Source organism: Streptomyces sp. CNB091 (assembly GCF_000377965.1).
In genome coordinates, this window is the sequence record NZ_KB899031.1 from 1 (window position 1) to 12,916 (window position 12,916).

General features: G+C 70.8%; 9 protein-coding genes and 1 pseudogene. 3 read left to right on the forward strand and 7 right to left on the reverse strand.

The features are described from left to right. A pseudogene (locus tag D581_RS01000000138370) lies at positions 1-223 on the forward strand (IS110 family transposase); the annotation flags it as partial. 142 nt (positions 224-365) lie between these two features. Here the strand turns inward: D581_RS01000000138370 and D581_RS0136390 are convergent. The 4 genes from D581_RS0136390 to D581_RS0136405 form a co-directional block, all read right to left on the reverse strand. Beyond that, entirely contained in the window at positions 366-2,186 is a 1,821-nt protein-coding gene (locus D581_RS0136390) for a DUF4153 domain-containing protein (RefSeq protein WP_018962015.1), read from the reverse strand. A 213-nt stretch (positions 2,187-2,399) separates the two neighbouring features. Then, positions 2,400-3,308 (reverse strand): ADP-ribosylglycohydrolase family protein, encoded by a 909-nt coding sequence (locus D581_RS0136395; protein ID WP_020679281.1) that lies wholly within the window; start codon positions 3,306-3,308, stop codon positions 2,400-2,402. A 12-nt stretch (positions 3,309-3,320) separates the two neighbouring features. Further along, a complete protein-coding gene (locus tag D581_RS0136400; RefSeq protein WP_018962017.1) occupies positions 3,321-3,980 on the reverse strand; it encodes a histidine phosphatase family protein in 660 nt (219 codons plus the stop codon). Between the two features lie 114 nt (positions 3,981-4,094). Continuing rightward, positions 4,095-4,700 (reverse strand): YdbC family protein, encoded by a 606-nt coding sequence (locus D581_RS0136405; RefSeq protein WP_018962018.1) that lies wholly within the window; start codon positions 4,698-4,700, stop codon positions 4,095-4,097. Between the two features lie 252 nt (positions 4,701-4,952). Between D581_RS0136405 and D581_RS0136410 the strand changes: the two genes are divergently transcribed. Beyond that, positions 4,953-5,489 (forward strand): TerD family protein, encoded by a 537-nt coding sequence (locus tag D581_RS0136410; RefSeq protein WP_018962019.1) that lies wholly within the window; start codon positions 4,953-4,955, stop codon positions 5,487-5,489. 143 nt (positions 5,490-5,632) lie between these two features. Here D581_RS0136410 and D581_RS0136415 read toward each other — a convergent pair whose 3' ends face one another. Further along, on the reverse strand, positions 5,633-8,530 hold the full coding sequence (locus D581_RS0136415; protein ID WP_018962020.1) for a vitamin B12-dependent ribonucleotide reductase: 2,898 nt from the start codon (positions 8,528-8,530) through the stop codon (positions 5,633-5,635). 174 nt (positions 8,531-8,704) lie between these two features. Then, entirely contained in the window at positions 8,705-9,217 is a 513-nt protein-coding gene (nrdR, locus tag D581_RS0136420; RefSeq protein ID WP_018962021.1) for a transcriptional regulator NrdR, read from the reverse strand. Between the two features lie 489 nt (positions 9,218-9,706). Between nrdR and lexA the strand changes: the two genes are divergently transcribed. After that, positions 9,707-10,504 carry a transcriptional repressor LexA gene (gene lexA, locus D581_RS0136425; protein ID WP_018962022.1) on the forward strand — a complete coding sequence of 266 codons (798 nt, stop codon included), beginning with the start codon at positions 9,707-9,709 and terminating at the stop codon, positions 10,502-10,504. Positions 10,505-10,643: 139 nt separating this feature from the next. Here the strand turns inward: lexA and D581_RS0136430 are convergent, their stop codons facing one another. Next, positions 10,644-12,614 (reverse strand): ATP-dependent DNA helicase, encoded by a 1,971-nt coding sequence (locus D581_RS0136430; protein ID WP_018962023.1) that lies wholly within the window; start codon positions 12,612-12,614, stop codon positions 10,644-10,646. Between the last annotated feature and the right edge of the window lie 302 nt (positions 12,615-12,916).

The following is a 12,916-nucleotide window of genomic DNA, read 5'->3' on the forward strand; positions in this document are numbered from 1 at the left end:
CAACCGGCAGCTCAAACGCGCCATGTTCCTCTCCGCCTTCGCCTGCATGAACGCCGATCCGGCCTCCCGCGCCTACTACGACAAGCAACGCGCCCGCGGCAAAACCCACACCCAAGCCCTCCTCCGCCTCGCCCGCCAACGCATCAGCGTCCTGTTCGCCATGCTCCGCGACGGCACCTTCTACGAACCCCGCACGCCGAAGGACGTCGAGCTCGCCGCATAACCCCAGCAACGCTGAACCACCCCAAACCCGACAGGGTCCCTTGACGAAAGACATAGAGGCACCCCCCTGGGCCCGCGGGGACGGACCCCCTGGACCCGTGGGTGCGGCCCCCTGAACCCGTGGGCTCAAGGGGCCCGTCGGCTCAGTACGGGTCGTAGCCGTCGTCGTCCGGCTCGTAACCGTCCCGGGTCCCTTCCCTGCCCGCGCGGTAGCAGTCACGCCCGTCGCCCTTCACCGGGCGCTTCTCCAGGATCTCCTTCGCCCGCGCCTCTCCCCAGCTGGTCGCGTACCAGGGGGTGTCGTCGTCGATGACGTCGTTCTGGATGATCCGCAGCGCACAGGAGCGTTCCGGTTCGGGCAGTCGGTCCAGGGCCGGTACGGCGTCGGCGGACAGGTCCTTGACGTAGTCGATGTCGATGGCGGTCGACCGGCTGTCCTCGAAGCGCTGGACGTTCTGCTCGGCGATCAACGCGTCCGGTGAGAGCAGCCCGAAGGCCAGGACGCCGGCCGCCGCGCTCACCGCGATGGCCCGGGGCAGGAACCGGGCCCCGAAGACGCCTGCCGCCAGGATGAGGACCAGCACCACCCCGAGCCAGAGCTCCATCGCGGCCACGGATATCCGGAGCCTGGTCAGGCCGTACTCGTCGACGTACAGGTCCATGCGGCGCAGCGCGGAGGCGACCACGACGAGGGTGAGCACGCAGAGGGGGCCGAGGACCGACCGCACCAGGGTGCGGTCCCCGGTGCCGCCGCGCGGTGCCCAGCGCAGGGCCAGGGCGATCACGAGAAGGGTGAGCAGCGTGGCCCACAACAGCTGCCAGAAGCCCTGGCGGGCGTACTCGGCGTGGCTGAGCCCGGTCACGTCCCGCACCTTGTCGTAGCCGCCGAAGAGCACGACGAGCTGGAGGGTGATGAACGCGGCGAAGAGCAGGTTGAGGACGATCAGCGGAAGGGCCCATTCGGCCCGTCCCCGGGGTTTGCCGGGCCGTACGGTGACCCCGTCCCAGCGCACCGGGGCGGCCGCGGCGTGCGCGGCGGCGAGCGCGCCGGCCAGCCCGAGGGCGAAGAGGAAGATCCGCCACGGTCCCTCGCCGACCGAGGCCTCGGGCATGAGACTGCCCAGCAGTTCGGCGAACGCGGCGTCCGCGCTGGCGAAGAGGGTGCCGAACACCACCAGCAGCACGAGGGCCACCACCGTGGTGCGCAGGGCGGCGCCCCAGCGCGCCCGGGAGCCGTCGGCCCGGGCGCGAACCCCCCGTACGCCCCAGATGATGCCGGGGACGACCGAGTCGAACAGCCCCAGCGAGCCGATCAGCACCCCCAGCCAGCTGCGGCTGCCGTGCAGCGCGAGCGAGCCGAGCGCGAAGGCGGACACCACGGCGAGGAAGGTGGGCCAGCCCGCGTCCCGGAGTGCCGGCACCGCGAGCAGCGCGAGTCCTCCCACCGCCCAGGTCGCCGTCCAGGGCCGTAGTCGGCGGCCTGCCGCCCGGGCGGCGAAGAACGCGGCCAGTGCGGCGGGCGCGGCCACGATCAGGAGGTTCACCCCGAGTCCGTCGCCCAGGAAGAGCGCGCTCAGGAGCGCGGTGGCCAGGACCGAGCCGAGCACGGCGGGACCGATCAGGGGCGGCGCGGGGGGCCGGATGCGGGCCGTCACATCATTGTCCTCGGCGGAGTGCACCCCGGCGCCGTACTGCCAGGGGCTGCCCGGCGGCCCGGCCTTCCGGGCCGCCTGGGCCCGGGCGCGCGGGTCGCCGGAGGCCTGCGGCGGGGCGGGATCCCAGACCGCGGAGGGCGGCGCGGTATCGGCGGCCGGCGCACCGGCGGACCGCGCCGCGGCCGGATCCGGTTGACGCTCCGGTGTGCCGGCGGCCTCGGGGGCCGCCGACGGTTCCGGTGGCCGGAGTGCCCCGGCTTCCTTCGGATGCTCCGGCGGTCTGGACGCCTCGGACGGCTGATCGGACATGGGACCCCTCCCCCACCGGGTCCACGCGCGGCCCTGGGCCGTACGCTGTCCCGGCGTCTCATTCGGCGCACGCCCTCAAGATCAACGAGGGGCGGCGTGGCCGAAAGAGTAGTCCCGAACTTCCGTTCGGGGACACGCAGAGTGATCCTGTGGCAGGACCGTGACAGTGGGCCGCACCCCCGGTTCAGGGGAGACGGGACGGAACCGGCACGGTCAGCGCAGGAGCGACGTCAGCCACGCCGGGGGCTCCTCCGTCTGCGCCAGCCAGTCGGCCGGCGGCGCTCCGGCCTCGCCCGACGCGACGACACCGCCGACGATGGCGCACGTCGTGTCGACGTCACCGCCGGCCTGGGCGGTGACCCAGAACGCCTGCTCGTACTCCCCGAGGCTCCTCGCGGCCGACCAGAGTGCGAACGGCACGGTGTCGTGGGCGCTGGTCCGGCGGCCGTTGCCGAGGACCGCGGCGACCGTCCCGGCGTCCCGGTAGTCCAGCATGTCACGGGCCCGGCGCAGGCCCGCGCCGACGGCGCTGCGGGGCACGAGCGCGATGACGCCGTCGAGGAGGTCCTCGGGGCTCGGCGGCCCGCCGGGGGCGGCGGCGAGCGACGCGGCGGCGGCCACGGCCATGGCCCCGACGACGGCCTCGCGGTGCTGGTGCGTGGTGTACGAGGAGATCTCCGCCTGGTGGGTGGCCTGTTCCGGGTCGTCCGCGTACCAGGCGCCGAGCGGGGCGATGCGCATCGCCGAGCCGTTGCCCCAGGAGCCCTGGCCCTGGAACAGCGCCGAGGACAGCTCCCGCCAGTCGCCGCCCTCCCGTACGAGCCTGAGGAGCCGGTTGACGGCGGGACCGTAGCCCCGGTCGAAGTCGTGGTGCTCGGCGAAGGAGCGGGCGAGCGCGTCCTGGTCGACGCGGCCGTGCGCGGTGAGCACGGCCAGGACCGAGCAGGCCATCTCGGTGTCGTCGGTCCACTGCCAGGGGCCGGGCGGCAGGGCCCGCTGTTTCAGCAGGGGGTAGTTGGCCGGAACGAAGAACTGGGAGCCCAGGGCGTCTCCCACGGACAGCCCACGCAGGCTGGCCAGGGCGCGTTCGAGGCGCCGCGCGGAAGCAGAATCAGCGGTCATCGCCGTGCCACTCTATCCGGTGCGGCCGTACGGTTCGGGGGTCCGCCAGCTCTGGAAGGGCCGGTCGAGGGTGTAGCGGCCCCTCTCGCCCAGCAGCAGGGTCCGGGTCTCGCCGTTGCCCGGGTTGGACAGCGACTCGAACTCCGCGACCGACCAGTGGAACCAGCGCATGCAGAACAGCCGCATCGTCAGTCCGTGGGTGACCAGCAGGACGTTCTCCGGGTGGTCCGGCTGCTCGAAGCTCCGGTGCAGGCTCTCCAGGAACGCGCCGACCCGGTCGTAGACGTCGGCGCCGGACTCGCCCTGGGCGAAGCGGTAGAAGAAGTGCCCGTAGGCGTCCCGGTAGGCCTTCTGCAGCCGTACGTCGTCCCGGTCCTGCCAGTTGCCCCAGTCCTGCTCGCGCAGCCGGGGCTCCTCACGGACGCGGACGCGTTCCGGATCGAGGCCGAAGGCCCGGAACGTCTCGTGGGTGCGGCGGTACGGCGAGATGTAGACGCTCACCCGTTCCTCGCCGAACAGCTCGCGCAGCCCCTCCCCGGTCTCCCGGGCCTGCCGCAGACCCGTGGGGGTGAGCCGGAGCGCGTGGTCGGGCTCCCGCTCGTACACCGTGTCGTCGGCGTTGCCCTCGGACTCGCCGTGCCGGACGAGGACAATGCGCTGCGGTCGTGCCATGTCCCGACCATAGATCGGGTCGGGCCGGCACGAGTGGTCGGGGCCCGCGGAGCACGGAGCGGGACCGCGGCGTCCAGGTCGGAGCGGCGTCACACCGTCCGGGTCGGAGCGGCGTCACACCGTCCAGGAGGGTTCCAGCTCCACGACGTCTCCCGTCAGGGCGATCACGTCCGTCTCGGTCCCCGCGCGGGCCGCCAGCCGCTCGGCCCCCGCCGCGCGGTACTTGCCGCGCTCGGCGCTCGACTTCCACAGCGACAGCGCCAGGAACTCGTTCCCGGGCGCCTCGCCGAACACGCCGCGCAGCATGCCGGGCGATCCGGCCATGGCGGGGTTCCACACCTGCTGCTGCATCAGCACGAAGTGCTCGGCGCGCTCCTCGTGCACCCGGCTGTGCGCGACTCTGACGACGTCCGCCTCGGCGAAGTGGGGCTCGAAGCCCGTCTTCACGTCGAAGCGGCGCTCGAAGAGCGTGACCTGCATGTCGCGGAACATGCCCGACTGCCCGGCCGCCAGCCGGTCGTGCCCGCGGGCCATGAAGGAGTCGTAGAAGACGCGGTTCTCCCAGAACGCGAAGACGTGGGCGACATCGGGGCGCGTTCGGCTCCACCCGCCGCTCTGTCCTTGGAACCCCGGCTCGCCGAGCAGCCCCGCCCACTTCCGCTGTCCCCGCTCGAAACCATGACGGTCCACCACGGAGCAGCGAATCCACTTCACCAGCACCGCGCCATCGTACGGCGCGGAACGTGGCACGCGTCACGGTCGGGGGAGTGCGCCCCGGCCGGTCGTTCCGCCCGCGCACCGGGGCGCGGGGCAAGAGCGGCCGCAACACCTGTGCCGGGGCCGGACAGTGGCCCGATTCCGCCGCCCGTGGCCGGAGCAGTTGGTTCCGCGGCCGGTTGCGTACATGATCGGGTGAATCGTGTATCAGGTGATGGGAACGGTCCGTGGGCCGTCGGCCGGGAGGGAAGTCCCTTGAGCGCTCCGAACAAGGACATCGAAAAGGTCGAGGTGCGGGTCAAATGGGACCCCAGTCCGCACGGGGCGGCCGCCCACGACCTCGACATCATCGCGGCGACCTACCCGGCCGGCGAGCCGTACGGGACCCCCGCCTATCTGGTGCACTTCGACAGCCGCTCACCGGACGGCACCATCACGCTGAACCGGGACAGCCGGACCGGCCAGGGCTTCGGCTTCGACGAGGTCATGACCATCGAGCTGAACCGGCTGGCGGACACGTACGGGCGGGTGGTGGTCGGTGTCGCCATCCAGCAGCGCGACGGTCACAGGACCTTCGGCGACATAGGGAACACGGCGATGGAGATCCGTGAGGGCTACACGAGCCTGACCGAGAGCGACTTCTCCGACGTGGCGTGGGCCACCGCGGCGGTCGTCGGGGAGTTCACCCGCGACGGCTCGGGCCTCTGGGGCTTCAGGTCGGCCGTACGCGGCTTCGACGGCGCCCCCGACACGTTCGCGGCGGTGATGGGAAGCCGGGCCGCCGAAGGGTGACGTCGGTCAGTTCCGGCCAACCCGGCGCTGGCGTCGGCGGCCCGTCGAAAAGGGGCCGGGGACATGCCGAAGGGGACCGGCCGATGGCCGGTCCCCTTCGTGAACAGCGGGTCAGCCGCGCGTCGGCGCGGTCCCGTCTCCGGTCAGCTGCAGCCGCTCGTCGAGCCGCAGCCCTCGCAGATGTAGCAGGAGCCGGCGCGCTGCATCTTCGTACCGCAGGAGAAGCAGAGCGGGGCGTCCGCGCTGATGCCGAGCTGCATCTCGACCAGTTCGGCCGAGGTGTGCGCCGTCTTCGGAGCGGGCTTCACGGCGGACTCCTCGGGAGCCGCCACCACCTTCAGAGGCTCGGCGCGGACCGGGGCCGGCGGGGCCAGGCTGTCCGCGTCCAGCCCGTCCGCCTCGAACGACGGCTCGTAACTGCCGGTGTCCAGGTGGCGCTGGCGCTCATCGGCAGAGTGGATGCCGAGGGCCGAGCGGGTCTCGAAGGGCAGGAAGTCGAGCGCCAGGCGACGGAAGATGTAGTCGACGATCGACTGCGCCATCCGCACGTCCGGGTCGTCCGTCATCCCGGCCGGCTCGAAGCGCATGTTGGTGAACTTCGAGACGTACGTCTCCAGCGGGACGCCGTACTGCAGACCGACCGAGACGGCGATGGAGAACGCGTCCATCATGCCCGCGAGGGTCGAACCCTGCTTGGACATCTTCAGGAAGACCTCTCCGAGACCGTCGTCCGGGTAGGAGTTGGCGGTCATGTAGCCCTCGGCGCCGCCCACCGTGAAGGAGGTGGTGATGCCGGGACGGCCCTTCGGGAGGCGCTTGCGGACCGGGCGGTACTCGACGACCTTCTCGACCGCCGTGCGGATGGTCTCCTCGGCCTTCGCGGTGACCGCTTCCTTCTCCTTGTCCTTGGTCTTGGCGGAGAGGGGCTGGCCGACCTTGCAGTTGTCGCGGTAGATCGCGAGCGCCTTGACGCCCATCTTCCACGCCTCGAAGTAGACCTCTTCGACGTCCTCGACGGTGGCCGTCTCGGGGAGGTTCACCGTCTTGGAGAGCGCGCCGGAGATCCACGGCTGGATGGCCGCCATCATCCGGACGTGGCCCATCGCGGAGATGGAGCGCTCGCCCATCGCGCAGTCGAAGACGCTGTAGTGCTCGGTCTTCAGGCCGGGGGCGTCGACCACGTTGCCGTGGTCGGCGATGTGGGCGACGATCGCCTCGATCTGCTCGGGCTGGTAGCCGAGGCGGCGCAGCGCCTGCGGCACCGTGCCGTTGACGATCTGCATCGAGCCGCCGCCGACCAGCTTCTTGAACTTGACCAGGGCGAGGTCGGGCTCCAGACCGGTGGTGTCGCAGGACATCGCGAGACCGATGGTGCCGGTGGGCGCGATGACCGAGGCCTGCGCGTTGCGGAAGCCGTTCTTCGCTCCGAGCCGGATGACGTCCTGCCAGGCCTCCGTCGCGGCGGCCCAGACCGGCGAGTCGAGGTCGTCGACGTGGACGGCCTTGGCGTTGGCGTCGGAGTGCTGCTTCATGACGCGCTGGTGCGGCTCGGCGTTACGGGCGTAGCCGTCGTACGGGCCGACGACCGCTGCCAGTTCGGCGGAGCGGCGGTAGGAGGTGCCGGTCATCAGCGAGGTGATGGCGCCGGCCAGCGCACGGCCGCCGTCGCTGTCGTACGCGTGACCGGTCGCCATCAGCAGGGCGCCGAGGTTGGCGTAGCCGATGCCCAGCTGACGGTAGGCGCGGGTGTTCTCGCCGATCTTCTGCGTGGGGAAGTCCGCGAAGCAGATCGAGATGTCCATCGCGGTGATGACCAGCTCGACGACCTTGGCGAAGCGCTCGGACTCGAAGGACTGGTGCCCCAGGCCGTCGTCCTTGAGGAACTTCATCAGGTTCAGCGAGGCGAGGTTGCACGAGGTGTTGTCCAGGTGCATGTACTCGCTGCACGGGTTCGAGCCGTTGATCCGGCCGGACTCCGGGCAGGTGTGCCAGGCGTTGATGGTGTCGTCGTACTGGATGCCCGGGTCGGCGCACGCCCAGGCGGCCTCGGCCATCTTGCGGAAGAGGGACTTGGCCTCGACCTCTTCGATGACGTCGCCGGTCATCCGGGCGCGCAGCCCGAACTTGCCGCCCGCCTCGACGGCCTTCATGAACTCGTCGTTCACCCGGACCGAGTTGTTGGCGTTCTGGTACTGGACGGACGTGATGTCGTCGCCGCCCAGGTCCATGTCGAAGCCCGCGTCGCGCAGGGCGCGGATCTTCTCCTCCTCCTTGACCTTGGTCTCGATGAAGTTCTCGATGTCGGGGTGGTCGACGTCGAGGATGACCATCTTGGCCGCACGGCGGGTGGCGCCGCCCGACTTGATCGTTCCGGCGGACGCGTCGGCGCCGCGCATGAACGAGACCGGGCCGGAGGCGTTGCCGCCGGAGGAGAGGAGCTCCTTGGAGGAGCGGATACGGGAGAGGTTCAGGCCGGCGCCGGAGCCGCCCTTGAAGATCATGCCTTCTTCCTTGTACCAGTCGAGGATCGACTCCATGGAGTCGTCGACGGCCAGGATGAAGCAGGCGGAGACCTGCTGCGGCTGGGGCGTGCCGACGTTGAACCAGACCGGGGAGTTGAAGCTGAAGACCTGGTGCAGGAGGGCGTACGCCAGCTCGTGCTCGAAGATCTCCGCGTCCGCGGGGGAGGCGAAGTAGCTGTTGTCCTCGCCGGCCTTCCGGTACGTCTTCACGATCCGGTCGATCAGCTGCTTGAGGCCGGTCTCGCGCTGCGGCGTGCCGACGGCCCCGCGGAAGTACTTGCTGGTGACGATGTTGACCGCGTTCACCGACCAGAAGTCGGGGAACTCGACGCCACGCTGCTCGAAGTTGATCGAGCCGTCGCGCCAATTGGTCATGACGACGTCACGGCGCTCCCACGCCACCTCGTCGTACGGGTGCACGCCGGGGTTGGTGTGGATGCGCTCGATACGCAGACCCTTGCTCGCCTTGGCGCCCTTGGTGCGGGAACCTCGTGCCGGGCCGCTCGCCGTCTCTGTCATGCCGCCTCCCATATGTGGGCGAAAACGCCCTGAAGTGCCCAGATCTTCCCAGGCACAATGTGTGTCCGATGCTCCGGAAGCCGCACTCGGCAGCCGGAAGCACATCTCATGTCGCCCTGCCGCCGGTCCGCAGCCATGACGACTGCGGGCACGGGCGTCCCGGACGGGTACCGCTCAGTCGGCGGCAATGGCGGGCGCGGGGACCTCAAGGGTCTCTCCGCTCCCGCGGTCCTCCGCGGAAGGCCGCTGCGTACGCAGTTCCACGATGGCGGCCTCGAAGTCTTCCAGGGAATCGAACGCCCGGTAGACGGACGCGAAGCGCAGGTACGCGACGAGGTCGAGTTCCTGCAACGGGCCGAGGATGGCCAGCCCCACGTCGTGGGTGGTCAGCTCGGCGCTGCCGGTGGCGCGCACCGCCTCCTCGACCCGCTGGCCGAGCTTGGCGAGGGCGTCCTCCGTGACGGGTCGCCCCTGGCATGCCTTGCGGACGCCGGAGATGACCTTGGTGCGGCTGAAGGGCTCGGTCACGCCGCTGCGCTTGACCACCATCAGCGAGCAGGTCTCCACCGTGGTGAAACGGCGGGAACAGTCGGGGCACTGCCGACGGCGACGGATCGACGTCCCGTCGTCGGTGGTGCGACTGTCGACGACCCTGCTGTCGGGGTGCCTGCAGAAGGGGCAGTGCATGGCTCCCAACCCTCCCTCACACGCACGACTGAATAGCCTCTTCAGGGCCTTGTCCGGGCCCTTGGAAGCAGTCCCCAGCATAGGCGATGACCACGGTGCGATTGAACCGCGACCACAACTTCTGGGCGACTGGAGCAATCCAACCACTAGATCTAGGGTTGAGTCGCGTTTTGGGCCCCATCGCGTGTCGCGCACCGGACCTCGATCGGAGGCCGCTTCGGGGGAGCGTGGGCCAGAGAAGAGGGTACGGGAGACGCGGGGCCGCCGAGCCGCCGGGGCTCCGGCCCGCGGGCCCGGGTGAAGGACTCGGCCCGGCGCCGCGACGGGCCTCCGCGGAGCGTTCACGCGGCCTCTATCCTGTTGCTCATACACCTGTCGGTAGCAGTGCGGCACCCCTTTATTCGTTTTTCACTCGAACGTGTGTTTGGCGCAACCTTTCGAAAGCTACTACCGTTGTCCAGCTAGGGAGAACATTCGAGAGGGGCCGACGTGACCACCACCGCAGACAGTGCCACCATCACCGCCCGGGACCACCGCTCCCAGAGCCGACTTGAGCCGGTGCATGCCATGAATGACTCAGTCACGAACACGGACGGGGCCGAGCCCGCGCGCCCGGGACGTTCCATGCCCGGCAGGCCCCCCGGCATCCGGGCGGACAGCTCGGGGCTCACGGACCGGCAACGACGGGTCATCGAGGTCATCCGCGACTCGGTGCAACGGCGGGGATACCCGCCCTCCATGCGGGAGATCGGCCAGGCGGTGGGCCTGTCCAGCACCTCGTCCGTCGCCCATCAGCTGATGGCGCTGGAGCGCAAGGGCTTCCTCCGCCGGGACCCGCACCGGCCCCGCGCCTACGAGGTGCGCGGATCGGACCAGCCCAGCACCCAGGCGACCGACACGACGGGCAAGCCCGCCGCGTCCTACGTACCGCTGGTGGGCCGGATCGCCGCCGGTGGACCGATCCTCGCGGAGGAGTCCGTCGAGGACGTCTTCCCGCTCCCCCGCCAGCTCGTCGGCGACGGCGAGCTCTTCGTCCTGAAGGTCGTCGGCGACTCGATGATCGAGGCCGCGATCTGTGACGGCGACTGGGTCACCGTCCGCCGACAGCCCGTCGCGGAGAACGGGGACATCGTCGCCGCCATGCTCGACGGCGAGGCGACGGTCAAGCGCTTCCGCCGGGAGGACGGTCACGTATGGCTGCTCCCTCACAACGCCGCGTACCAGCCGATCCCCGGCGACGAGGCGACCATCCTCGGCAAGGTGGTCGCGGTGCTGCGCCGGGTCTGAGAAACGCGTCGGTCACGGCTGCCCGCCCCGGGATCCCTGCCCAGGACGTCGATCATGACGTCGGTCCCGGGGCTCTGCCTTGCCCGGCCGGCCCAGTCGGGCGGCCGGGCGAGCCCCCGGCGGATCAGGCCCCGGTCGATCAGGCCCCGGCCGCCTTGGCCTGTGCGTCGATGGCGGCCAGTGAGCGGCGCGCCTGGTTCCGGTCGGTGGTGTACCAGAAGTCCGGCAACGAGGCACGCAGATAGCTGCCGTACCGTGCGTTCGCGAGCCTCGGGTCCAGCACGGCGACGACACCCTTGTCGCCCGTGGCCCGGACCAGTCGGCCCGCGCCCTGGGCCATCAGCAGCGCGGCGTGCGTCGCCGCCACGGCCATGAAGCCGTTGCCGCCCGCCTCCTCGACCGCCTTCTGCCGTGCGCTCATCAGCGGATCGTCGGGCCGGGGGAACGGAATCCGGTCCATGACCACCAGCTGACAGCTCGCTCCGGGGACGTCCACGCCCTGCCAGAGCGACAGGGTGCCGAAGAGGCAGGTCTCCGGGTCGGCGGCGAAGTTCTTGATCAGCTCACCGAGGGTCTCCTCGCCCTGGAGCAGGATCGGCCTGTCCATCCGCCCCCGCAGCTCCTCGGCCGCCGCCTTGGCTCCCCGCATCGAGGAGAACAGCCCCAGCGTGCGGCCGCCGGCCGCCTCCACCAGCTCGGCGAGCTCGTCCAGCATGTCCGTACGCGACCCCTCGCGCCCCGGGGTGTTCAGATGCCGGGCGACATAGAGGATGCCCTGCTTCGGGTAGTCGAACGGGGAGCCGACGCCCAGGCCCTTCCACTGGGGGACGTCCTCGCCCGCCGTGCCCTCGGGGGCCAGCCCGAGGGACGCGCCCACCCCGTTGAAATCTCCGCCGAGCTTGAGGGTGGCCGAGGTCAGCACCACGGATCGCTCGGCGAAGAGCTTCTCGCGCAGCAGCCCGGAGACGGAGAGCGGGGCGACCCGGACGGAGGCTCCGAACCGGTCGTGCTGCTCGTACCAGACGACGTCGTACTCGGAGCCCTGGGTGATGCGCTCGGCGACGGCGTGGATCGACTCGACCGAGGCCAGGGCCTGCTTGCGGACGGCGTTCTCGTCCTCGACCGACTTGTCCCGGGTGGCGCCGATGGCGGAGATCACCGTGCGTGCCGCGTCGCGCAGCGCCATCAGCGCGTACCCGAGATCCTCGGGCACCTCCTCCAGGCGCCCCGGGAGCGCCAGCTCCATGACCCGTTCGAAGCCCTCGGCGGCGGTCTGGAGGGCGTCGGCGGCCTTCTCGTTGACCAGCTTCGCCGCCCGGCGGACCGCGCGGTTGACCTGGGCGGGGGTGAGCTCGCCGGTGGCGACGCCGGTGACCCGGGATACCAGCTCATGGGCCTCGTCGACGATCAGCACCTCGTGCGACGGCAGCACCGGCGCGCCCTCGATGGCGTCGATCGCGAGCAGGGCGTGGTTGGTGACGACCACGTCCGCGAGCTTGGCGCGCTCGCGGGCCGCCTCCGCGAAGCACTCCGCGCCGTACGCGCACTTCGTCGCGCCCAGGCACTCGCGCGAGGAGACCGAGATCTGCGCCCAGGCCCGGTCCGAGACGCCGGGGGTCAGATCGTCACGGTCGCCCGTCTCCGTCTCGTCCGACCAGTCCCGCAGCCGCAGCAGGTCCTGGCCGAGCTTGCTGGACGGGGCCGCCGCCTCGAACTGGTCGAACAGCCCCTCCTCCTCGTCCTGCGGAACCCCTTCATGGAGCCGGTGCAGGCACAGGTAGTTCGACCGGCCCTTGAGCATGGCGAACTGCGGGCGGCGGCGCAGCAGCGGGTGCAGGGACTCGACCGTACGCGGCAGGTCCCGCTCCACCAGCTGCCGCTGGAGGGCGAGGGTGGCCGTGGCCACGACGACCCGCTCCCCGTGCGCCAGGGCCGGCACCAGATAGCCGAGCGACTTGCCCGTACCGGTGCCGGCCTGGACGAGCAGGTGGGATTGGTCGTCGACGGCCTCGGCGACGGCCTCGGCCATGGTGACCTGGCCGGGCCTTTCCGTACCGCCGACGGCGGTGACGGCGGCGTGCAGGAGCTCGGGGAGGGATGGCTTCGTCATAGCCCGACCACCCTACGACGCACCACTGACATTGATGCTGGTACTCAGGTCCCGGTGGTCGTGGCTCGACCACTGACTGACGCCCTGCTGGGCTGTCCTCGTGCTGTTCTGTCCGGCTGCCGGGACCTGTTCTCATGGCTCCGGCCGGGCGGAACATGACCTGATAGGAGCTTGGTCAGAAGCCCCCTCAATGTCCTGTCTGCGCCACCCGGCCGGCGCCCACCTTCGGCTGGGAAGGCAGCATCAGCATGACATCAGCGATCGAGGACGACACCGCGGACCAGGACGTGTTCGGCGGCGTC

Excerpts from the sequence above, each read along its gene's own strand:
- D581_RS0136390 (WP_018962015.1), bottom strand. The coding sequence starts at position 2,186 with ATGTCCGATCAGCCGTCCGAGGCGTCCAGACCGCCGGAGCATCCGAAG.
- D581_RS0136395 (WP_020679281.1), bottom strand. The coding sequence starts at position 3,308 with ATGACCGCTGATTCTGCTTCCGCGCGGCGCCTCGAACGCGCCCTGGCC.
- D581_RS0136400 (WP_018962017.1), bottom strand. The coding sequence starts at position 3,980 with ATGGCACGACCGCAGCGCATTGTCCTCGTCCGGCACGGCGAGTCCGAG.
- D581_RS0136415 (WP_018962020.1), bottom strand. The coding sequence starts at position 8,530 with ATGACAGAGACGGCGAGCGGCCCGGCACGAGGTTCCCGCACCAAGGGC.
- nrdR (WP_018962021.1), bottom strand. The coding sequence starts at position 9,217 with ATGCACTGCCCCTTCTGCAGGCACCCCGACAGCAGGGTCGTCGACAGT.
- D581_RS0136430 (WP_018962023.1), bottom strand. The coding sequence starts at position 12,614 with ATGACGAAGCCATCCCTCCCCGAGCTCCTGCACGCCGCCGTCACCGCC.